Origin of the sequence: Pseudoalteromonas sp. US3C1004 (assembly GCF_048401065.1) — a bacterium.
In the GTDB taxonomy this organism is placed as follows: domain Bacteria; phylum Pseudomonadota; class Gammaproteobacteria; order Enterobacterales; family Alteromonadaceae; genus Pseudoalteromonas; species Pseudoalteromonas undina.
This window is the reverse complement of the sequence record NZ_CP183073.1, coordinates 171,466-195,456: the sequence shown is the minus strand read 5'-3', so window position 1 is coordinate 195,456 and position 23,991 is coordinate 171,466. Positions and strand designations below refer to the sequence as shown.

General features: G+C 40.7%; 18 protein-coding genes. 12 read left to right on the top strand and 6 right to left on the bottom strand.

Translation table 11 applies throughout. The features are described 5' to 3' along the window. Positions 1 to 501: 501 nt before the first annotated feature. Positions 502 to 717, bottom strand: a complete 216-nt coding sequence (gene rpmE / locus ACNSN3_RS00850) for a 50S ribosomal protein L31 (protein WP_008115018.1) — start codon at positions 715 to 717, stop codon at positions 502 to 504. A 230-nt stretch (positions 718 to 947) separates the two neighbouring features. Here rpmE and priA point away from each other — a divergent pair, with 230 nt between their 5' ends. From priA to ACNSN3_RS00825, 5 genes are all read left to right on the top strand, one after another. Next, entirely contained in the window at positions 948 to 3,131 is a 2,184-nt protein-coding gene (gene priA / locus ACNSN3_RS00845) for a primosomal protein N' (protein ID WP_010390416.1), read from the top strand. Positions 3,132 to 3,151: 20 nt separating this feature from the next. After that, entirely contained in the window at positions 3,152 to 3,679 is a 528-nt protein-coding gene (locus tag ACNSN3_RS00840; RefSeq protein WP_054202549.1) for an SPOR domain-containing protein, read from the top strand. A gap of 81 nt (positions 3,680 to 3,760) precedes the next feature. Further along, positions 3,761 to 4,279 carry an ATP-dependent protease subunit HslV gene (gene hslV / locus ACNSN3_RS00835; RefSeq protein WP_008115012.1) on the top strand — a complete coding sequence of 173 codons (519 nt, stop codon included), beginning with the start codon at positions 3,761 to 3,763 and terminating at the stop codon, positions 4,277 to 4,279. 12 nt (positions 4,280 to 4,291) lie between these two features. Beyond that, the gene (gene hslU, locus ACNSN3_RS00830; protein ID WP_054202550.1) at positions 4,292 to 5,620 is read left to right on the top strand and encodes an HslU--HslV peptidase ATPase subunit; all 1,329 of its coding nucleotides are present in this window, start codon (positions 4,292 to 4,294) and stop codon (positions 5,618 to 5,620) included. Between the two features lie 66 nt (positions 5,621 to 5,686). After that, a complete protein-coding gene (locus tag ACNSN3_RS00825; protein WP_418608173.1) occupies positions 5,687 to 6,061 on the top strand; it encodes a gamma-butyrobetaine hydroxylase-like domain-containing protein in 375 nt (124 codons plus the stop codon). Between the two features lie 71 nt (positions 6,062 to 6,132). Here ACNSN3_RS00825 and ACNSN3_RS00820 read toward each other — a convergent pair whose 3' ends face one another. Continuing rightward, positions 6,133 to 8,013, bottom strand: coding sequence for a methyl-accepting chemotaxis protein (locus ACNSN3_RS00820; protein WP_054202552.1), 1,881 nt, complete (start codon positions 8,011 to 8,013; stop codon positions 6,133 to 6,135). A gap of 399 nt (positions 8,014 to 8,412) precedes the next feature. Here ACNSN3_RS00820 and rraA point away from each other — a divergent pair, with 399 nt between their 5' ends. After that, positions 8,413 to 8,910, top strand: a complete 498-nt coding sequence (rraA, locus tag ACNSN3_RS00815; protein ID WP_008465762.1) for a ribonuclease E activity regulator RraA — start codon at positions 8,413 to 8,415, stop codon at positions 8,908 to 8,910. A 1-nt stretch (position 8,911) separates the two neighbouring features. Next, positions 8,912 to 9,961: a formimidoylglutamase gene (locus tag ACNSN3_RS00810; RefSeq protein WP_054202553.1), complete on the top strand. Its 1,050-nt coding sequence runs from the start codon at positions 8,912 to 8,914 to the stop codon at positions 9,959 to 9,961. Positions 9,962 to 9,968: 7 nt separating this feature from the next. On the opposite strand, the gene ACNSN3_RS00805 is transcribed toward ACNSN3_RS00810, so the two are convergent. Continuing rightward, positions 9,969 to 11,693, bottom strand: a complete 1,725-nt coding sequence (locus tag ACNSN3_RS00805) for an EAL domain-containing protein (protein WP_418609023.1) — start codon at positions 11,691 to 11,693, stop codon at positions 9,969 to 9,971. Between the two features lie 57 nt (positions 11,694 to 11,750). Then, entirely contained in the window at positions 11,751 to 12,998 is a 1,248-nt protein-coding gene (gene hutI / locus ACNSN3_RS00800; protein ID WP_010390398.1) for an imidazolonepropionase, read from the bottom strand. A gap of 110 nt (positions 12,999 to 13,108) precedes the next feature. On the opposite strand from hutI, the gene hutC reads away from it, so the two are divergent. Genes hutC through hutH form a run of 3 tightly spaced genes read left to right on the top strand, consistent with a single transcriptional unit; the run spans position 13,109 to position 17,064 of the window. Further along, on the top strand, positions 13,109 to 13,837 hold the full coding sequence (hutC, locus tag ACNSN3_RS00795; RefSeq protein ID WP_010390397.1) for a histidine utilization repressor: 729 nt from the start codon (positions 13,109 to 13,111) through the stop codon (positions 13,835 to 13,837). An 18-nt stretch (positions 13,838 to 13,855) separates the two neighbouring features. Then, complete coding sequence (gene hutU, locus ACNSN3_RS00790; protein ID WP_055012270.1) at positions 13,856 to 15,535, top strand: urocanate hydratase; 1,680 nt, start codon at positions 13,856 to 13,858, stop codon at positions 15,533 to 15,535. Continuing rightward, a complete protein-coding gene (hutH, locus tag ACNSN3_RS00785) occupies positions 15,532 to 17,064 on the top strand; it encodes a histidine ammonia-lyase (RefSeq protein WP_418608169.1) in 1,533 nt (510 codons plus the stop codon). The genes hutU and hutH overlap by 4 nt, the downstream gene beginning before the upstream one ends. Here hutH and ACNSN3_RS00780 read toward each other — a convergent pair. Further along, positions 17,061 to 17,831 carry an NADP-binding protein gene (locus tag ACNSN3_RS00780; protein ID WP_109875465.1) on the bottom strand — a complete coding sequence of 257 codons (771 nt, stop codon included), beginning with the start codon at positions 17,829 to 17,831 and terminating at the stop codon, positions 17,061 to 17,063. The two genes, hutH and ACNSN3_RS00780, sit on opposite strands and share 4 nt — an antisense overlap. A 608-nt stretch (positions 17,832 to 18,439) precedes the next feature. Here ACNSN3_RS00780 and secA point away from each other — a divergent pair. Then, positions 18,440 to 21,148, top strand: coding sequence for a preprotein translocase subunit SecA (gene secA, locus ACNSN3_RS00775; protein ID WP_418608167.1), 2,709 nt, complete (start codon positions 18,440 to 18,442; stop codon positions 21,146 to 21,148). Between the two features lie 70 nt (positions 21,149 to 21,218). Next, positions 21,219 to 21,617, top strand: a complete 399-nt coding sequence (gene mutT / locus ACNSN3_RS00770; protein WP_010390390.1) for an 8-oxo-dGTP diphosphatase MutT — start codon at positions 21,219 to 21,221, stop codon at positions 21,615 to 21,617. Between the two features lie 86 nt (positions 21,618 to 21,703). On the opposite strand, the gene ACNSN3_RS00765 is transcribed toward mutT, so the two are convergent. Next, positions 21,704 to 23,776, bottom strand: a complete 2,073-nt coding sequence (locus tag ACNSN3_RS00765; protein WP_010390389.1) for a M13 family metallopeptidase — start codon at positions 23,774 to 23,776, stop codon at positions 21,704 to 21,706. Positions 23,777 to 23,991: the final 215 nt, after the last annotated feature.

The following is a 23,991-nucleotide window of genomic DNA, read 5'->3' as shown; positions in this document are numbered from 1 at the left end:
AAGTTAAAGTGAGAGGTAGTTTTATTCTACGATACCTTTATTATTTTTAAATTCCAAGCAATATCAGGTCTATCCTGTTATATGCTAGAACTCTTAATTTTAAGTGATTTATCAGCAACTTCCCTAGATTATCCTGACATTTTTAAAATATAAATTCGTCATAAAAATGAAAATTACAGGTCGTTTTTACCCTTATTCAATATTTATGAAATACTCTTTTCAGTCTTAAATTAAAATAGTGAAATACCGAACTTTGTTTAACTTTAAATACAAATAACTTCACGTTAACTACATTTAAGTACCATATTTAAAGTGTAACAAATAAAAATATAGAGAATATTGGCAATTTTGTCTGCAAATGTTTATGCATATTCGGAATAAGAACAGGAAATAGTTATGCAAAAATAATAAATACAAAACTGTTATAAAAATGGAGGGATAAGTGAATTTTAGGCACAAAAAAAGCACCCTAAGGTGCTTTTTTTACATAGAAACAAAAAATTATTTTTTGCTGCTAAGTGCACCGAAGCGCTTGTTGAAGCGATCAACACGGCCGCCAGTGTCTAAAATCTTTTGCTTACCAGTGTAAAACGGGTGACACGCAGAACATACGTCTAAGTGAATATCTTTACACAAAGTAGAACGAGTTTCGAATTTGTTTCCGCATGAACAAGTTGCAGAAATTACTTCGTACTTAGGGTGAATACCTTCTTTCATAGGAACCTCTAGTTAAGGCCGCATCGCTCTCCAAACCCGAAGTCTGGCACCATACGTCGTTAAAACAAATTTATTGGTCGCGAATTTTATCCAACAACCCGCACGCACACAAGCTTTAATTATTCTTTTTACTAAAAAGTCGGCAAACACCTATTGATTACTGATTTGTCGGTAGGCTTTTAATACTATTTTTAGTACATTAGGCTATTAGGTTTCTTAGTTGAGTTGTTATGTGTTTTGTTGAAGTTGCAATAAAAGTCCCCTTACCTCGCACCTTTGATTATAAAGTGGATGAGCAATTAACACCGCTGACTCAATTGCAGCCTGGCATGCGCGTACTCGTCCCTTTTGGCAATCAACGAAAAGTAGCGGTTATCCTTAGTTTAAAAACCGATACAGAAGTTCCTGAAGGCAAAATCAAATCTATTATTGAAGTAATTGATAATTCGCCGGTGTTATCTGCGCAACATTTGGAGCTGCTGAAGTTTACTGCGCGTTATTATTGTTATCCACTAGGTGAAACTATTCATATTGCACTCCCCAATGCGCTGCGCCAAGGTGAATGCCCTGATAAAACCAGTATAAATATGCTGACGTTAACTGATAAAGGGGCGCTTTTACCATCTTTAAAAGCTAAAACACAGCTTAACTTGCTTAAGCAATTATCTGCATCGGGTAAGTCATCATTAACGGAACTAAAAGCACTCGGGTTTAATAAAAAGACTATTGATAGCCTGTTGGCAAAAGAGTTGATAGTGCAAACCATTGAACATGACAATCAATGGCAACATGCCTCTCCTACTGTGGGCACTAAGCCACGCTTAAATAAAGAACAAGCGATTGCTTGCACAGCTATTAATCAAAGCACCGGTTTCAATAGCTTTTTACTTGAAGGTGTCACTGGTAGCGGTAAAACAGAAGTTTACCTACAGTGCCTTGAAGAGGTGTTAAAGCGTGGAGAGCAAGCGTTAGTACTTGTTCCTGAGATAGGTCTAACACCGCAAACAGTGAATCGTTTTAGGCGCCGCTTCCCTGACACGCCAATTATGCTATGGCATTCAGCGCTCACCGATAACGAGCGCCTGCAAACATGGCGGTTTTGTGAAAAAGGCAGTTGTGCCATCGTTATAGGTACTCGTTCGAGTATTTTTCTGCCCTTTTTAAAACTCGGGATGATTGTGGTTGATGAAGAACATGATGCTTCATTTAAACAACAAGATACTTTACGCTATCATGCACGCGATTTAGCAGCGTATCGTGCTTATCAGCATAACATTCCGCTTATTTTAGGCAGTGCGACTCCCGCATTAGAAACACTGCACAAAGCAATTAATAACAAATACCAGTTACTCACACTAAGTGAGCGAGCACAAACTGCCACCGATAATCAATTTAAGCTTCTCGACATGAAAGGTCAGCCTGATCAAGCAGGTATTGCCCATGCGAGCCTAGCGATAATGCGCCAGCACCTGAATAAAGGTAAGCAGGTAATGGTATTTTTAAACCGCCGTGGTTTTTCGCCTACTTTAATATGTCATGAGTGTGGTTGGTTAAGTGAATGTAATCGCTGCAGCACGAGTGCAACCTTTCATAAAGCCATCGGTCAGATGATTTGCCATCACTGTGGTGACCAATATCAAGTACCGCATCAATGCCCTGATTGTGGTAGCACGCAGATATTTCCTAACGGTAAAGGCACTGAACAAATAGAAGAATTTTTGAGTACTGAATTTAAAGACATCCCAATTAGCCGAATAGACCGCGACTCTACGAGGCGCAAAGGCAGCCTTGAAAAAGCATTGGATGAAATAAACCAAGGTGGCGCACGCATTTTAGTCGGTACGCAAATGCTGGCCAAAGGCCACCACTTTGCGGATGTAAGCTTAGTACTCATTTTAGATGTAGATAGTGGTTTATATTCGTGTGACTTTAGGGCAACAGAACACCTTGCTCAATTAGTGACTCAGGTTGCAGGCAGAGCTGGACGTTCTGGTGAGCCCGGTGAAGTATTATTACAAACACACTTCCCTGAGCACCCATTATTACAAGATTTAGTTAATAACGGCTATCAAGATTTTGCCCGCTTTGCGCTCACTGAACGAAGTGACGCGCAGTTACCACCCATCACCAGTATGGCGATAGTTCGTGCACAGGGACATAACATTAAGCAAGTCGTCGACTTTCTAACGGATTTGGTTCCTGTCAATGGGGTATCTGGTATACAATTGCTTGGACCTATCCCTGCGCCTTTAGAAAAGATTGCGGGGATGTATCGTTTTCAATTACATATTCAAGCGCAAGATCGACGCATTTTACACCCGTATCTTGCACAAATGGTTAATTATCTCAGCACCAGTAAACTAGCTCAAAAAGTTCGCTGGAGTTTAGACGTAGACCCTACAGACATGATTTAGGTAAGGCCACACATAACACCATGGCACAGCACGATTATATTAATAAAAAACCAAAAAATAGAAAAAACACCAAACAAGAACCGGCTAAAAAACCTTTTCCGCTGTTATTAACCCTGATTGCACTAGTACTTGTCGGTGGCTTTGCATACGGACTCTGGTTTGTTAAAAATAATGCCGATCCTGATCTTGTTGAAAAACAAGCAAACCCAACAGCCGAAAAACAAGTAGAAATAGCTAAACCGCGACCACCTAAATTTATTAAAGAAATTAAAGAGCATGAAATTCAAGTTGAAGTGAAAGAACTTGAACAAAAAGGCCCTTATGTTATGCAGTGTGGTTCATTTAAAACGCATCAACAAGCTGAAACCTTAAAGGCTAAAATAGCCTTTGCTGGGCTAATTTCAGAGATCAAAAAAGCCACAGGTACCAATGGTGTTTGGTATAAGGTGCGTTTAGGGCCTTATGAAACCAAGCGCCAAGCAGAAAGTGATAAAAATAAACTAAAACGAATTAATATCGTTGGCTGCGGAATTTGGGGCTGGACTTGAATTTAAACCATTCACCCATATAACCTCTTCATAATCGTTTTTTACGCGCTGCCCCCTTGCAGCGCGATGATGAGGAATAACATGACTACAATCGTAAGTGTACGCCGTGATGACAAAGTTGTTATTGGTGGTGACGGCCAAGTCTCCCTTGGTAATACTGTAATGAAGGGCAATGCCCGAAAAGTTCGACGTCTTTATAATGGCAAAGTAATTGCTGGTTTTGCTGGCGGTACTGCTGATGCCTTCACCCTTTTCGAACGTTTTGAAAGCAAATTAGAAATGCACCAAGGTAATCTAACTAAAGCGGCCGTAGAAATGGCTAAAGATTGGCGTAGCGATCGCGCCCTACGTAAACTTGAAGCTCTATTAGCTGTCGCTGATGAAACTGCCTCACTGATCATCACTGGTAATGGTGACGTCGTACAACCTGAAAACGACCTGATCGCAATTGGCAGTGGCGGAAACTTTGCGCAATCTGCTGCAACCGCCTTATTAGAAAATACCGACTTAAGTGCTCGTGAAATTGTAGAGAAAAGCCTAACAATTGCTGGCAACATCTGTGTATTTACGAATAACTTCCAAACTATCGAAGAATTGTAATAGGAACTCGCCATGTCTGATATGACCCCAAGAGAAATTGTTCATGAGCTAGACCAGCATATTATTGGTCAAGCAAAAGCAAAAAAAGCGGTTGCTATTGCCCTTCGTAATCGCTGGCGCCGTATGCAGTTAAACGAAGACTTACGCACAGAAGTAACGCCAAAGAATATTTTAATGATTGGCCCAACTGGTGTAGGTAAAACAGAAATTGCGCGTCGTTTAGCAAAACTTGCTAATGCCCCTTTTATCAAAGTTGAAGCCACTAAATTTACAGAGGTGGGTTATGTAGGTAAAGAAGTTGAAACTATCATCCGTGATTTAGTTGATGTTTCAATTAAAATGACTCGTGAGCAACAAACTAAAAAGTTTAAACACCGTGCAGAAGAAGCTGCAGAAGAGCGTATTTTAGATGTATTACTGCCTCCAGTGAAAGATCAATACGGTGAAGTTCAGCGCGATGATAACTCATCAACACGCCAATCGTTTCGTAAAAAATTACGCGAAGGCCAGCTAGATGACAAAGAAATTGATATTGATTTAGCGCAAGCTCAACCGAATGTTGAAATTATGGCTCCTCCTGGTATGGAAGAAATGACCAACCAGCTACAGGGCATGTTTCAAAATATGGGTGGTGATAAACGCACTAAACGTAAGCTTAAAATTAAAGAAGCATTTAAACTACTTACCGAAGAAGAAGCCGGTAAGTTAGTCAACCCTGAAGAATTGAAAGAGCAAGCAATTTTTGCGGTAGAGCAAAATGGCATTGTGTTTATTGATGAAATAGACAAAATCTGTAAGCGTGGTGAAGCTTCAGGCCCAGATGTAAGCCGTGAAGGTGTACAACGTGATTTATTACCGCTTATTGAAGGCTCTACGGTTAATACTAAGCATGGCATGGTTAAAACTGACCATATGCTATTTATTGCCTCAGGTGCATTCCAAATGTCTAAGCCATCAGACATGATCCCTGAACTACAAGGCCGTTTACCTATTCGTGTTGAACTTGAAGCACTAACAGCCGATGACTTTAAGCGTATTTTAACTGAGCCACACGCATCACTTACTGAACAACAACGTGAGCTACTTAAAACAGAACAAGTTGCTATTGAGTTTAGCGACGATGCAATTGAGCGTATTGCTAAAGCCGCGTGGCAGGTTAATGAGAAAACTGAAAACATCGGTGCTCGCCGTCTGCATACTGTTATGGAAAGATTAATGGAAGAAATTTCATATGATGCTTCAGAAAAAGCAGGTTCAAGTTTAGTTATTGACGCTGCCTATGTTGAAAAACACCTAGGTGCACTGGTTGAAGATGAAGACTTAAGTCGCTTTATTCTTTAATTGCAAAGACATAAAACGTTATACTAAAGCCTCCAGCATGGAGGCTTTTTTGTAAGTGAGATGACAATGAAACAAGTAACTAAAGTGCACTATCATAGTGTGAGTAAAAATTTAGATGTGTTCTTTGATGATCATTCAGAGACAACCTTCAGTGCGGAGTTTTTACGGGTACACTCTCCCTCAGCCGAGGTGCAAGGCCATGGCTCTGAGCCTATGAAATTAGTACTTAATAAACAAGCTGTGGCTATTAAAAACATTGCACCCGTAGGGCATTACGCATTACGTTTAGAGTTTGACGATGGTCATAATAGCGGGCTATTTAGCTGGCAATATTTTGCTAAGCTGCAGGCTGAGAAGGCGAGCTTGTGGGACACATATTTAGAACGTGTTAAGCAGAATGAAGATAACAAAGACAGTGTACCAATAAAATTTGTACCTTAGCGCCAGTGGGGATGCCTCTGCTTAGTTAGTAAGAAAAAAGCGGCAATTAAGCCACTTTTTTCTATGGAAAGTTATACTTTATATTTTGAGATTGCTTGATGAAGCACCCTTGATTGCTCAGATACCTCTTCACTGGTTTGCGCATTAGTTTGTGAGTGAGCGGCAGCTCCTTCAGCAATATCTCGAATACGGACTACATTTTTATTAACCTCTGATGCTACCTGACTCTGTTCATCAATAGCAGTGGCTATATGTGTACTCATTTCCATAATCGTTTGCACATCAACAGTGATTGCTCCTAGCAATTCACCCGCTTTTGTTGCTTGTGTTGCACTCTCACCACCCTGAGTACGACACTGATGCATAATACTCACTACCTCTTGGGTACGCTGTTGTAAGGTGTTAATAATACCTTCAATTTCGCTAGTTGACTCTTGCGTGCGTTGTGCAAGTGAGCGCACCTCATCTGCAACAACCGCAAAACCACGACCTTGCTCACCCGCTCTTGCTGCTTCAATAGCCGCATTTAGAGCCAGTAAATTAGTTTGTTCTGCAATGGCACGAATTACATCAAGTACAGAGCCAATGGTTTCACCATCTTTTTCTAGCTGTGACACCACGCTAGAGGCCTTACCAAGCGAATCAGACAAAGCATTAATATGTTTAATGGTTGACTCTACTTCAACTTGACCTTGTTGAGCACTTACATTGGTTGATTCAGCTTTTTTAGCTGCAGCTTCTGTATTATGTGAAATATCTTGAATCGTTGCTTGCATTTCTGTGGCTGCCGTTGCCACCATGTCCGCTTCATGCAATTGCTCTTGCATGCCAGAACTAGTTGCTGAGGTTGTTTCAGATAAGTTACCTGTTGCTATATTAAGCGTTGTCAGAGCAGTATTTACTTCATAGATAAGATCTTTAAAGTCGCTAATCAAGCTATTAAAATCTATGGTCATCCTAGTGACTTCATCTTCTCCTTTGTGCTCTATGAATAAGCTTAAATCATTGTTTCGTCTTATCTTGTCAATAGTTTGATAAACTTTCTCAATAGGCTGAATTATTGAGCGGCTAGTTAAATACACAAGGACCATAACAATAATACTGGCAACTATAAATATGGCTATTGCTAATAATTGCGCCTGCTGAGCTGTCTCACTCACTTGCTTTTTAGTGGCCGTAGTAATGGCAGTAACCACATCATCACTTTTCTTAACACTAACTCTCATTTTCCCAAGAGCACCCGAATCTAAATCAACCCCTAAGGCGACTTGTGCATCGACTAGTGCGGTAAATTTGCCTTGGTAATTAGTCATTAATGAGGTTAATTGATTGCGTATATTACTAGGTATTTCTGCGGTATTTATTTGTTGTTTTAACTCATCACCCAATTTATTAAATCGGTCTAAATATTTGGTATCTAAACGTAACATAAAGTCTTTTTCAGCACGGCGTAGCTGCAGCATAGTAGTAAGTAATTTATAATTATTTTGCTGGTTCAGCAGTGTTTCAATGTTGTGTACTGACTCACGCAATTCGCCATAGAGTGCATCTTTAGGGTGTAAACCTATCTTTCGCTGTAAATTAACAACAACTTGAAAGTCATCATAATACTGCTTTGCAAGCGCCTCAAATTGGTTAACCTGAGCAATGGCAATATCCAAATCGTTTGATAAAACAGATAGCTTTCCCAGTTTTAGCTGAAGCTGTTTGTATTCATTGGTGAATAAATCTAAGCTATTTTCATCTTTATAAAATAAAAAATCTTTTTCATATTTACGCATCGAAAGCTCATGCACATCAAGCTCTTCGGCGTATTGAATTGTTTCATTTAATTTAAGCATTACACGTGCTTCATAAATGATAATGCATAGCATGACAATCATTGCTAAGCCAACAACTAGGGCATTTAGTTGCAAACGGCGTTTTATCGTCAGATTTTGTAAAAAATTCATTGTAAATACCTATATTAAATTTGCCAGCGCAGTATAACGTGATGCTTCATTTTATTTAAATCATTAAGTTTGAACAAAATAAAAGGGGTCGCCGGTAAAATTTAACCATTTACAAACTCCTTTTAAACAAATGGACAATATTAAACCATTGGCCTAACCACAGTATTACTCAATTTTACAACTCTTGCCACTGAGGAGGAAAAGTTCAACTGTATCAAAGATGCAATACACCTGTTTATAATCTTGTTGTGAATAAATGACAAGTTTATGAAAGAATTATTATTCTTATAGTTGATTTAGTTCTAATTATGGCTAAATTTACTGCGATTAAGTCGTTGTTATTGCCTATAAGGAGGGTATACTGAGTTACTAACTTATGTATCTTTTGAGGATAAAATAATGGATTACAGCACTTCTGATTTATGTGACCACTTTGCTGATGTGGTTGACGTGCTTGAACCTATGTTCATCAACTTTGGTGGTCGACACAGTTTTGGTGGCCGCATTAAAACGGTAAAATGTTTTGAAAACAATGAACTGATCCGCCAATTACTTTCTCAAGATGGTACTGATCAGATTTTACTTATTGATGGCGGCGGCTCAACTCGCAGAGCATTAATCGACATTGAGCTGGCTGAGCTGGCACTAGAAAACAATTGGCAAGGCATTATCGTATATGGTGCATTACGTCACGTTGATGAGCTTGAAGAACTTGATTTAGGGATCCAAGCTATTGCATCAATTCCTGTTGCAGCAGACAGTGAAGGCGCGGGCGAAAGCGGTATAGGGGTTAATTTTGCTGGCGTATCATTTTTTGATGATGACTTTGTTTATGCCGACAGTACAGGTATTGTACTTTCTGCTGAAGAATTAGAGCTAGAAATAATAGAACTTTAGTGTGACTGTTCAGCTTAAAATATATAACGAAAGCACGGTAAAGGAAATTTGCTCTGACCGTGCTGGAGAGCTAAAAGCATGGCAGTCGATGGCATTACTCGATGCCCGCGACAATATCCAACAAGCGCTTGCTGATGCCGTACAATTTGGTATGCGCTTTGTCTTACTCGGCATATGTGAAGACATTGGACCGAGAGCCAACCTAGGAAAAGGCGGTGCACAGTATGCTTGGCCTGCTTTTTTACAACGGTTTTTAAACCAACCTCACAATAATGCCATCGCTATGCAAAAAGTGTTACTGCTTGGCGAAGTCAACCTCGACGATTTAATGCAACAAGCCCAAACGCTTGATAATCATAATCCAAACGACTTAGCTCAATTGCGTAAGCTGTGCGCTGAAGTAGATGAGCGAGTTGAAGCAATTTTAGACATGGTTTTTAAAGCGGGCCTTGAACCTATTATTATTGGCGGCGGACACAATAACTGTTTGGGTATTATTCGCTCGCTTGCCAAACATAGCCATAGCGCAATTAACGCGATTAATTTAGATCCTCATGCCGACTTTCGTGAGTGTGAAGGTAGGCACAGTGGTAATGGGTTTCGCTACGCTTACCAAGAGCAGCTGCTCAAGAATTACCATGTTATTGGCTTACATGAGCTAAAAAACAATCAACCTATTTTTGATGCTATGCAGAGCGCTAACTTTAGCTACACAAGCTATCAAACAATTAATGTGAAGCGTGAAATAAACTTAACTGAAGCAACTGCCCTTGCACTAAAAGAGTTTGATAACGCACCGCTAGGGGTAGAAGTTGATTTAGATAGCTTAACCAATATGCCTGCAAGTGCCTTTAATTATTGTGGTTTTGATGTCAGCGATGGTGAGCATTATGTTTACTTAGCTGCAAATGATCCGCGCAGTGCTTATTTACACTTATGCGAAGCAGCACCTTCACAACACCCTCATTCTATAACTGCAGGTAAATTACAGTGTGGCCAAGTGATCAGTGCTTTAGTTAATACCTATTTACAAACAAAACTAAGCATTTAAAACACACTTAAAGTTCTTGTGCTTCTAACCATTGCTTAAACCAACTCATTAATCCTAAACTGCTCAATGGGTGTCCAAAATAGTATCCCTGTGAAGCATAGGCTTTTAGACTTTTTACAAACTTTAGTTGATCGAGTGTTTCAACACCTTCAAAAATAACTTTCGTCTGTTGCTGGTTATGCATTTCAACCATGCCACCTACTAAACTACGTATATTATTTTGATTACTAAAGTCTGCAGTTAATGCAGGCGATACTTTAATATATTCCACCGCTAAACTAGGTAACTTAGAAAGTAATACAGGGTTATCACCTAAACCATCAACACACACTTTTAAACCTAAACTATTAAGCCTTGCAATCATGGCTCTGCCTTTATCATCTAAGCTAGTAAAAATATGTAGCGGACATTCTAAAATTAAATCACCAGGCCTGAGTTGATGCTCACCAATAACCCCATAAACAAAATCCACAAACTCTTCGTTGAGCATTTCCGGGCCAAATAAATTAACACTTAAAGGTACCGACATTCCTTCCATACGAAGTGCCATGGCAAGCTCTCCAGCACGTTCAATAACAAAGGTAGCGAGTGAGTAACCAAGCCCTGCAATTCTAATATCATTGATAAATCGACTCGCCGACAAAGTCCCTTGAGTTGGATGCTGCCAACGTAATAGCAATTCTAAAAATTCGATTTGGCCATCACTATTTCGAATCACAGGTTGAAAAAACAGTTCAAACTCATCAGCAAAACTGATATTCGCCAGCTCAGTTAATCGCGCTTGCTGCTCTAAATGCTCAACCGTCATCTGCTGATGATAAGCCACTATTTGTTTATCAGGCCGGCTATCAAGTGCCAAGTAAGCATGACTAATTAACTCATCAAAGCTACTGCTTTGCAGCTCACAATGTACATAACTGGCTCTTACTTTTACTTCAATCGTACAATTAGCTACATTGAATGGCTTTAAAGTCGCGCCAATAATTTGCTTTATAAGCTGTTGATGTAAATGATTATGGCTTTGTAAATCACAAATAAATGCAAAGTTTAACCCACCCAAATGCGCTAACTTAGCCTGCTCGTCAAGATAAAACACTTCATCACTATTTAATAAGTCTTTTATTCTATTTGCCGACTGAGACAAGAGTAAATCACCAAAATCTCGGCCAATGTGTTGATTAACCTGCGCAAAGCCCTCCAATCTTAAAACAATAAGTGCAGCTCTGAATGAATCTTCATTAATAAGCTCATTATATTTTTGACGTAACTGTTGTTTATCTGGGAAGCTAGTTAAAGGTGAGTTTTCAACATACACCTCAGGGTCGGTTTGCGGCTTTAAGGGTGGAGCAATCTGTGGTGCATTATCCATTGAAAAGCTACTGCTACTGAGCAGTAAAATTGGAATAAGTAACCACGCTAAATGTAGCGTAAAAAAGAGGTAACCAATAAATAATAAAGCAAGTAACCCTGTTGCACAGGCACTAACAAGTAATGGGAGTTTTTGCTTTAGTAAATTCGCTTGATATAAATGAAAACCAAACCCCAGAGCCAATAACACAACAAACCAAGGAATGGCAGTACTAACCATAGCTAAACCAATCAGCCCGGTGCATAAAAGGATGAGTCTTATTACGTTACTTTTAACGGTTAACAATACAGCAACCATTGCCATTAAAAGCGCACCACTTAAAAATATAGCTAAATTACTGTAGCTCAATAACGTTCCATCCATAGCTGAGGTACTCACTGACATTAAATAAAACATGGGTTTAAGAGTTAAGTCTTATAATTAGCTAAGTTTACCCAATATCCATAAATTTAACAGTTTATTTACTCCAAACTGATAACTTAATTGTGCTGGATGCTCAATTTGCCAATGTGCTATATCAGCGCGAGCACCTACTTTTAATACGCCTCTATCAGTAAAACCAAGAGCCTGAGCTCCGTGTGCAGTGACTCCCATTAATGCTTGCTCTGGAGTAAAATTAAATAATGTACAAGCCATATTCATCATTAATTGCAAAGAACATAACGGTGATGTGCCGGGGTTAAAATCACTGGCAATTGCGATGGGAACCTTGTATTTATTTAACAGTTCAATCGGAGGGTATTTCGTTTCTTTTAAAAAATAAAAAGCACCGGGCAGTAATACCGCCACAGTACCTGCATTTGCCATAGCTTTAACACCGGCTTCATCAAGATATTCCAAATGATCGGCCGACAAACCATTGTATTGCGCCACCAGCGCAGCACCTTGTTGATTGGATAACTGCTCAGCATGACACTTAATTGCTAACCCCAGCTTTTTAGCCGCATCAAATACTCGCTGCGTTTGCGCATAACTAAAGCCAATATCCTCACAAAACACGTCAACCGCATCGACTAAATCATGTTCAACAAGGGTGTTGAGCATTTCATTACACACTAAATTTATATAATCATCACTACGATTTTTAAACTCTAAAGGCAATGCATGCGCCCCTAAAAAGGTATTAATGACTTCAATAGGATGATGTTGATTTAAAAGCCTAGCAACTTCTAATATTTTTTTCTCATTTTCTATATCAAGCCCATACCCTGACTTAATTTCTACCGTAGTGACACCTTCAGCTAGCAGTGCATTTAAACGATCTTTTGCTGCTACAAATAATTGTTCGTGGTCAGCCTCTCGGGTTGCTTTAACTGTACTTGCAATCCCACCCCCTTGCGCGGCAATTTGCTGATAACTTACCCCCTGTAAACGCTGCTCAAACTCCTGTGCACGAGAACCGGCAAACACTAAGTGAGTATGGCAATCCACTAACCCCGGGGTTAACCACTGTCCTTTGATACTTACTACCGGAGTGGCTAATACATCAAAGTCGGGCAACTCAGTTTGCTTACCTAACCATGCTATTTTGCCATTTTTAATTGCTAAAGCCGCATTTTCTATCGCTCCATAAGGCGCATCAATGTTGCTATCCATAGTGGCAATATTGGCATCGGTGAGTAATAAATCGATATCATTTAACTGTTCTGTGGATTCTGTAGCTTGCATAAGTCTCTCCGCGATAGTGTTCAAACGAGTTTAAAAACACATCTTGTATATACAAGATGATTATGCCATCTTACTAGGTATTGTTTATTTTTAATATACTAAAAATATTTATGCCAGCACCTAAGTTTACGCAAATAAAACAATTTATTGTGGACAAAATACGCAGTGGGCTTTGGCTTGAAAACCAACGTGTCCCTTCAGAAAATGAACTAGCAAAACAATTTACAGTAAGCAGAATGACCGCACGTCGGGCACTTAGCGAACTCACTGATGCGGGCATTTTAACCCGTAGCCAAGGCCTAGGAACGTTTGTAGCAAGCTTCAAGTCTCAGTCGTCATTACTTGAAATAAAAAACATCGCCAATGAAGTAAAAGAGCGAAACGGAAACTACAGCTGCACAGTCCAAGTATTAGAATCGATTAATGCCGTCGCGCCAATTGCAATTGCTTTAGGTGTAGAGGTAGATAGCGTGGTGTATCGCAGTGTCATAATTCATAATGAAAACGACAGTCCCTTGCAAGTAGAGGAGCGCTTTGTAAATCCGCCCCTTGCAAAAGATTATTTACAACAAGATTTTACCGCCCTTACCCCTCACGAATATCTCTCAACAGTTGCCCCTTTAACGCAAGCGAGGCATACGGTAGAGGCTATTACCCCAAACAGTGAAATGTGCCAATGGCTTAATTTATATAACGAAGAGCCCTGTTTACAAGTAATACGCCGTACTTGGTCGGTAAACGGAATTGTTAGTTTTGCACGACTTATATCGCCAGGCAGTAAGTATCGCTTGGGCGGACAATTAACATTTAAAAACAATAATAAAGCGCATAACACTTAAATTTAACAGGAGTGAATAATGGATCATCGACTGGACACACAACGCACAATTCGCGCACAGCATGGTAATCAAATATCTACTAAAAGCTGGCAAACCGAAGCAGCTAAACGCATGCTAATGAATAATTTAGACCCTGATGTTGCCGAGCACCCTCAAGCTTTGGTGGTGTATGGCGGAATTGGCCGTGCTGCCCGTGACTGGCCAAGCTACGACAAAATAATTGAGACGCTTGAGCGCCTTGACGATGACGAAACCCTATTAGTGCAATCAGGTAAACCGGTGGGGGTATTTAAAACTCATAGCAACGCACCGCGGGTATTAATTGCAAATTCTAACCTTGTTCCACACTGGGCTAACTGGGAACATTTTAACGAGTTAGATAAAAAAGGCTTGATGATGTACGGCCAAATGACCGCTGGCTCTTGGATTTATATCGGTTCTCAAGGGATTGTTCAAGGCACTTACGAAACCTTTGTAGCTATGGCAAAACAACATTTTTCAGGCGATGCCAAAGGTAAGTGGGTGCTAACAGGTGGCCTGGGAGGAATGGGCGGTGCACAACCATTAGCAGCAACCATGGCAGGCTTTAGTGCCTTAGTAGTAGAATGTGATGAAAGCCGTATCGATTTTCGAATAAAAACAGGGTACGTCGACGTAAAAGCCACAGATCTTGAGCATGCATTAAAATTAATAACCGATGCCTGCGTAAAAGGTGAAGCGCTTTCTGTGGGTTTACTTGGTAACGCGGCTGATGTTTTTAGTACCTTAGTAAAAAGTGGTATTACTCCCGATATAGTCACCGATCAAACCTCAGCCCATGATCCGCTTAACGGCTACCTGCCACAAGGTTGGAGTATGGAGCATGCTGCAAAAATGCGAATCGATAATCCACAAGCAGTGGTGAAAGCGGCCAAACAGTCAATGGCAGTTCAAGTAACAGCGATGTTGGCACTGCAAGATGCAGGCGCAGCAACTACCGACTATGGCAATAATATTCGTCAAATGGCGCTCGAAGAAGGCGTAACAAATGCATTTGATTTCCCTGGATTTGTACCTGCTTATATTCGTCCATTATTTTGTGAAGGCATTGGCCCATTTAGATGGGTAGCACTCTCAGGCGATCCCGAAGATATTTACAAAACAGACGCAAAAGTAAAAGAACTAATTCCTGATGATAAGCATTTGCATAACTGGCTTGATATGGCGCGTGAGCGAATTCAATTTCAAGGCTTACCTGCACGTATTTGTTGGGTTGGCTTAAAAGACCGAGCGCGTCTAGCGGTTGCCTTTAATGAAATGGTTAAAAACGGTGAGCTTAAAGCACCGGTAGTTATTGGCCGCGATCATCTTGACTCAGGCTCAGTAGCTAGTCCTAATCGTGAAACAGAGAGCATGCAAGATGGCTCCGATGCAGTCTCTGATTGGCCTTTATTAAATGCCCTGCTCAATACCGCAGGCGGTGCTACTTGGGTATCGCTTCATCATGGCGGTGGTGTAGGTATGGGCTTTAGCCAGCATTCAGGTGTGGTTATTGTTGCCGATGGTACCGATGAAGCAGAGCAACGCCTTGCAAGAGTGCTTTGGAATGATCCTGCTACCGGTGTGATGCGCCATGCCGATGCCGGTTATGACATTGCAAAAAATTGTGCACAACAACAAAACCTAGACCTACCTATGCTTAACAAGGATAAGTCATGATTTCATACACACTTACACCGGGTCAGCTTGAATTACATACCTTAAGAAAAATTAATCAATCGGCCGTAGATTTAACTTTGGCAACTGAAGCCGCTACACAAATAGCAGCCAGTGCCCAGACAGTTCAAGACGTAATAAACGAGCAGCGTACCGTATATGGTATTAATACCGGCTTTGGTTTATTAGCCAATACTAAAATAGCGAATGATGAGCTAGAACTATTACAACGCAGTATTGTGCTTTCACACGCTGCGGGCATTGGCGAGTTAATGGATGACAGCACGGTCAGATTAATGATCACCCTAAAAGTAAATTCTTTATCACGGGGTTATTCTGGTATTCGTCTAGCAGTCATTGAGTTTTTTATACAGCTACTTAAAAATGAAGTGTACCCATGCGTGCCTAAAAAAGGCTCAGTAGGCGCATCGGGCGATTTAGCCCCCCTTGCTCATATGTGCCTGCCTTTATTAGGTGAAGGGAAAATGCGCTATCAAGGAGAGCTAATAAGCGCAGAACAGGGGTTAAAAATTGCAGGGCTAGAGCCACTGATATTAGCTGCTAAAGAAGGCTTAGCACTATTAAATGGCACACAGGCCTCTACTGCATTCGCACTGCAGGGCTTATTTAGAGCAGAAGATTTGTACGCACAAAGCTGTGTTATTGGCTCTATAAGTATTGAGGCCGCCATGGGCAGTCGCGCACCGTTTGATGCTCGTATTCATGAGGTTCGTGGTCAAAAAGGGCAAATTGATACCGCGCACGTATTTAGAGAGCTATTAAGCACCCACTCACAAATTAGTGACTCACATATTAATTGTGAAAAAGTACAAGACCCTTATTGCCTGCGCTGCCAACCGCAAGTACTTGGTGCGTGTTTAACCCAAATACGCCAAGCCGCCGAAGTATTACTGTGTGAATCAAACGGGGTAACCGATAACCCACTCGTTTTTGCCGATGTGGGGGATATTATTTCAGGTGGAAACTTTCATGCTGAGCCCGTTGCTATGGCCGCTGATAACCTTGCAATTGCCATTGCCGAAATTGGCGCCTTAGCTGAGCGACGTATTGCCCTACTGATTGACTCTAATTTATCAAAATTGCCGCCATTTTTAGTTGAAAACGGTGGGGTAAATTCAGGGTTTATGATTGCTCAAGTAACCGCAGCTGCGCTCGCCTCTGAGAACAAGTCACTAGCACACCCAGCTTCGGTAGACAGCTTACCGACCTCAGCTAATCAAGAAGACCATGTCTCTATGGCAACTTTTGCTGCTAGGCGCTTAGTTGATATGGCTAATAATACGCAAGGCGTGTTAGCCGTTGAGTGGCTGAGTGCTTCTCAAGGGCTAGAATTTAGAGCGCCACTACATGCGTGTGAGCAGGTAGAAAATGCGAAGGCGCTGCTACGCCAACATGTTAGTTATTACGACAAAGACCGCTACTTTGCCCCCGATATTGAAGCGGCTAACAGACTACTAAGTGAAGGTAAGTTGTGCGACTTTATAAAAAATTCGCCCTTACCTTCTTATTAAATACCATACTGATAACTAAAACCCAGCGCTTCTATCGCTGAGCCAATAACTTTGCGCTCAGCGACTTCATCACTACTAAAACTGGGCATTTGTGTGCCATACAGCTCACACTTTTGTGCATAATAATCTGCTTTGCTCGGGTGCGCAGGGTTAACTACATTATAAATGCTTTGCCCTTGTGACCAATTGTTAAGTACCGCATAAATGGCATTGATCACATCTTGTTGATGCACCATGTTCACCACTTGCTGACTAGAGGTGTTGAGCTCCTTACCTGCCACAAAACGACCCGGCTCTCTGTTTGGCCCCAACAATCCGGCTAATCTTAGAACTTTACCTTGCTGTTCAAGTACTTGCTCTTCAGCATCATAGAGCTTTATTTGTCGCTCGTTAGTGCCAGATATATCGCTACTTTCACTATAAACTCCAGGCTCTTGATCATACACCCCAGTCGATGAGCACAATAAAAAACCTTTGCAATTAAGTTCAGTTGCCAGCTTTAACCCCTGCTCCAGCACTTGAGAATAATCACTTTCGCTGTCACGACTGCGCGGAGGTATAGCACACACCCAGTACGCGTTTTGTAAATCCACTTGGTGCTGCAGCTCGCCGTTTTGTAGAACAAACTGACGCTCAAAATCAAATTGATGAGTGTCACTACGATGAGTTCCTTGCACTTGCCAACCTTGTTTTTGTGCATCAATACATAAGGCTTGGCCAAGCCAACCAGCGCCAAGGACTACTAAGTTATCTTTGTTGGTTTGCACTTTATTACCCTTTTATTAAACTCAATCAACGTGTTATATAGCAATAAAAAAGATGACTAACTCTATGCTACTAAAAATAATATTAGCAAACGCTGGTTACAGAAGATATTAACATACACCTTTTTTACGATTAACAACCTCTTTAATGATAAAGCTTCCGTGCATACACATCTGCCGATAAACCGCATGACTTAAGTGACCTACCGAGATTAATTAATAAAATTATTGCTCAATTTAAGGATTAAAAAACGATAGCGACAAACAAGGCATTTAAGGGTGAAATTTAAGCGCTTCGCTCTTGTTTTTAATTTATTCAACACCATATCTTTAAAGCATTTCTAATCAACTTTAGCTACATAATGCTATTTTTATGAGCGAGATCTCATTTTTCTGTTTTAAATGAAGATCTTTTTATTGAGGTAGTTTGATGTTTAGCAGAGTCTGGTATAGTAGCGCAGGTAATAAACAGTGCTTTTTAAGCAGCTTAATACAAAATTGCTAATTAATGTGTCCTAAAGGTTAATTCAAAGAATACATTAATTATCAATTGTAAAAAATGGGTTAGCCGATGCACGGCTAGCAAAAAAACACATTGTAACGGTTTTATCATGATATCTAATTTATTTACCAAGATTTTTGGTAGTCGCAATGACCGCACTATTAAAAACCTAAGAAAGACGGTCGCACTGATCAATGCACTTGAAACGCAACTAGAAGCGCTTTCAGATGAAGATTTAAAAGCTAAAACAGCTGAGTTTAGAGAACGTTACGATAACGGACAAAGCCTAAGCGATATTCTACCAGAAGCATTTGCTGTGGTACGTGAGGCGTCAAAGCGTGTAAACGGTATGCGTCACTTCGACGTGCAATTATTAGGTGGTATGGTTTTACAACAAGGCCGTATTGCAGAAATGCGTACTGGTGAAGGTAAAACCCTAACCGCGACACTTCCAGCATATTTAAATGGCTTAACAGGTAAAGGCGTTCATGTCATTACCGTAAATGACTACTTGGCTAAGCGTGATGCTGAAACCAACCGTCCACTATTTGAGTTTTTAGGCTTAACCGTTGGTTGTAATGTTCCGGGCATGATGCCACAACAGAAAAAACAAGCTTATGCAGCTGACATCACTTACGGTACCAATAACGAGTTTGGTTTTGACTACCTACGTGACAACATGGCATTTAGCATTGAAGAGCGCGTTCAACGCCCATTATTTTATGCCGTAGTGGATGAAGTGGATTCAATCCTAATTGATGAAGCGCGAACGCCGCTTATTATTTCAGGCCCAGCTGAAGACAGCTCAGAGCTTTACACTGAAATAAATACCATTGTTCCTTTACTTGAACTACAAGAAAAAGAAGATGAGGAAGGGATTGAAGGTGATGGCGATTTCACTATCGATGAAAAATCTAAGCAAGTTCACCTAACTGAGCGTGGGCAAATAAAAGTTGAAGAGCTACTTACAGAGCGCGGCTTAATTGAAGAAGGTGATTCACTGTACTCAGCAGCGAGCATCACGCTACTCAGTCACGTTTATGCAGCTCTTCGTGCGCACAAGCTTTACCAAAAAGATGTTGACTACGTTATTAAAGAAAACGAAGTTATCATTATTGATGAGCACACAGGTCGCTCTATGGAAGGACGCCGTTGGTCAGAAGGTTTACACCAAGCTGTAGAAGCAAAAGAAGGTGTGAAAATTCAAAACGAGAACCAAACGTTAGCTTCTATTACGTTCCAAAATTACTTCCGCTTGTACGAAACGCTAGCAGGTATGACAGGCACAGCCGATACAGAAGCGTTTGAGTTTCAGTCTATCTACGGTTTAGACACAGTTGTTATGCCAACCAATAAGCCAATGATCCGTGATGATCGCGCAGATTTGGTGTACCTAACGCAAGAAGAAAAGTACGAAGCCATTTTAGCAGACATTAAAGACTGTCAAGAACGTGGTCAGCCAGTACTTGTAGGTACTATCTCAATTGAAAGCTCTGAGTACTTGTCGCAGTTTTTACGCAAAGAAAAAATTAAGCACAACGTACTTAATGCTAAATTCCACGCACAAGAAGCAGACATTGTTTCTGATGCGGGCTTACCAGGCACAGTCACCATTGCCACCAACATGGCCGGTCGTGGTACCGATATTGTACTTGGTGGTAACTGGAACAGCGAAGTTGAAAAACTTGAGAACCCAACTGACGAACAAATTGCTGAAATAAAAGCAGCATGGAAAATTCGCCATGATGCGGTAATCGATGCCGGTGGTTTGCACATTATTGGTACAGAGCGTCATGAATCACGTCGTATTGATAACCAATTACGTGGTCGTTCTGGCCGTCAAGGTGATGCTGGTTCAAGCCGTTTCTACCTATCGATGGATGATGCGTTAATGCGTATTTTTGCTGGTGAGCGCATGACTAACATGATGCGTAAACTAGGTATGCAACGCGGCGAAGCGATTGAACACCCATGGGTTAACCGCGCAATCGAAAATGCTCAGCGTAAAGTAGAAGCACGTAACTTTGATGTGCGTAAACAGCTACTTGAGTACGATGATGTAGCAAACGACCAACGTCGTGTTGTTTACTCTCAACGTAATGAATTGCTGGAAGAGGGTGATATTTCAGAAACAATTACCGCTATCCGTGGTGATGTACTCGCTGGTGTAATTGATCAATACATTGCCCCACAAAGCTTAGCCGAGATGTGGGATATCCCAGGACTTGAAGAACGCTTAAAGCAAGATTTCCTAATTGAGTTACCAATTACTCAGTGGTTAGCTGATGACAATAAACTGTACGAAGAAAAACTTCGTGAGCGTATTGAAGAAGCGGTTGAACAAGCCTACAAGCAAAAAGAAGAAATGGTCGGCGATTCTGTACTGCGTCAGTTTGAAAAAGCTATTATGCTTCAAAGTCTTGACCAACATTGGAAAGACCATCTTGCTGCAATGGATCACTTACGCCAAGGTATTCACTTACGTGGTTATGCACAAAAGAATCCTAAGCAAGAATACAAACGTGAGTCGTTTGAATTGTTCTCTGAAATGCTAGAAAACTTAAAAGTCGATGTGGTCGGTATTTTAAGTAAAGTGCAAGTTCGCGCTGAAGAAGATGTTGAAAAAGTAGAAGAGCAACACCGTAAAAGTGAAAATGCCCCTCGCGAATATCAACATGAAGAAGCAGAGCACGTAGGTGGTGAAGCACCGCAAAGCGCTCAGGTTATGGCACGTAGCGAGCCAAAAGTTGGCCGTAACGATCCATGTCCATGTGGTTCAGGCCAAAAATACAAACAATGTTGTGGTAAATTAAAATAACACCACTTTGTTACGTTAGATAAAAAGCGACGCTTGCGTCGCTTTTTTTATGCTATTTAAGGGAGAGGTAATGACTAAAGTAATCATCAATGTTGCTGTGGGTGTAATTAAAAAAAATAACAATTTGTTTATTTGTAAACGTGCAGATGAGCAACATCAAGGTGGGCTATGGGAGTTTCCTGGTGGCAAAGTTGAAGCTGGAGAAAGTGTATTTCAAGCCCTAAAACGTGAACTGCTAGAAGAAGTAGGGCTGACTATTCATAGTTCAAGCGAACTTATCATTATAGAGCATGACTATGGCGATAAATGCGTACGACTTAATGTGCATGTGGTCAGTAACTTTAATGGTCAAGCTCATGGCGCAGAAGGACAACCAAGCGAATGGGTCAGCATAGACGAACTTGATAACTATGATTTTCCTGCTGCTAATGTTGAGATAATCAGCGCCATAAAAACGAAATATAGCTAGTTTTATCATCAGGTATATAAGTAACTAAAAAGCCAGTGAGCATCATGCTCACTGGCTTTTTATTTTGCGATTAGTTTAAGCTCAAATTACCAAATTTTTACGCGATCTTCAGGCTTGATATACATTTTATCGCCCTCTTTAACATCAAACGCTTGGTAAAATTCTGGCATGTTCGACAAAATACCAATTACGCGATAATGACTCGGTGAATGTGAATCGGTCATTAAACGATTACGTAATGCCTCATCACGGTATTTACGACGCCAAATTTGCGACCATCCCATAAAGAAGCGTTGGTCACCCGTATAACCTTCAATAATGGGCGCTTTCGAATCACCTAGCGATAACTGATACGCTTTATAAGCGACGGTTAAGCCGCCTAAATCACCAATGTTTTCACCCAGTGTCAGCTCACCATTAACGCTGGCATCTTCAAACGGTTTATATTGATTATACTGTGCAACTAGGGCAGCACTTCGCTGTTCAAACTGCTTAAGGTCTGACTCGCTCCACCAATTACGTAAATTGCCATCACCGTCGTATTTTGCCCCTTGGTCGTCAAAGCCATGGCCTAACTCATGGCCAATAACCGCACCAATAGCACCATAGTTAACAGCATCATCCGCTTCTAAATTAAAGAAAGGAGGCTGCAGAATCGCCGCAGGGAATACTATTTCGTTATTCACTGGATTGTAGTAAGCATTCACTGTTTGTGGAGTCATATGCCACTCAGATCGATCAACTGGCTTACCTAATTTAGCAATCATATCTGCATAAGCCCATTCACTGTAGCGAATATAGTTACCTACCAGTTCATCAGGGTTAATCGCTAAATCTGAGTAATCTTTCCATTTATCTGGGTAACCAATTTTAGGGGTAAACTTATTGAGTTTTTCTTGCGCCGCCACTTTTGTTTCAGGGCTCATCCACTCAAGGTTTTCAATTGCCACTGAATAGCCTTTAATCACATTATCAACTAACTCTTCCATACGTGCTTTTGCTTCTGGCGGGAAGTTTTCTTTAACGTAGACTTTACCTAAAATTTCACCCAGTACACTGTTTGATGCATCAACGGCTTGCTTCCAAAGTGGTGCTTGCTCTTCAACACCACGCAACGTGGTGCTGTAAAAATTAAACTTCAAATCCACTAAATCTTTATTAAGTAGCTGCGCGTAATTACTAACAAAATGGAATTTTAAATAGTTTTGCCAAACAGCTAAGTCAGTATTGTTGAAAATCTCTGCAAATTTTTCAAAGTAACTTGGTTGGCGCACAATTAACTCTTGAGCATCAACGCCAACTGCTTCGAAATAGGCATTTAAATCAAACTCACCCATTAGCGAGTTAGCTTCAGCTACCGTCATTTTATTGTATGACTTAGTTGCATCACGGCTTTGCACTCGGCTCCACTGTGCATCAGCAAGTGTCGTTTCAAGTGCTAATATCGCTTTGGCTGCATCAGCGGCATTATTAACGCCAGCTTTAGCTAAAATATCGGTGATATACGTTTGATAAGCCGCGCGAATTTTTGTGAATTTTTCATCATCTTTTAAATAGTAGTCGCGGTCAGGTAAACCAAGTCCCGCTTGATAGGCATAAAGCGCATTTTCACTTGAGTTTTTAGCGTCATTATTAACATACCAGCCAAAAGGAAGATCGCCACCTTTAACTTGTAGCTGTGCCATCAGTGTGACCAACGCGGCTTTATCTTTCACTGTATCAATGCTTTTAATAGCTGGCTCAAGTGGCAAAATACCTAACTCTTCACGAGCATTTTCAGCCATATAGCTAGAATAAAATGCACCAATCTTATATTCATCTGAACCTGGTTTTGCACTACTATTAGCACTGGCGTTTTCAAGCACTGTTTTCATTGCTTTTTGCGATTCATCATATAACTGTGAGAACGACCCATAGTTAGACTTGTCACCTGGAATCTCAGTTTTTGCTAACCATTGACCATTAACATGGTAATAAAAATCATCCTGTGCACGAACACTTTTATCCATATTTTGTAAATCAACACCTAGCGCACCAGGAGCCGCCACCGGTGCAGTTACTGTGGTTGATTCTGCTTTCATTTGTTGTGGCTTTTCGCCGCAGCCAACCAAACCTAACGCCAATGCAATACTGGCGGCAGTCATTGTTATTTTTTTCATAAGAATTCCGTATATTAATTAGAATAAATACGCATTTCATTAAGATTTGATAACTCAAAAAAACAACAATAGGATGCAGTCTATTACCTGCTTAATGAAATACGCATCAGCTACAACCTAATTTAGGAAGCACTAGCTAAGCATAATAAACCTGATTTAAATAACAATGAAATCGAATATGTAACAAAGTATTTTGCGTTTGTTCAAAGCGTGAA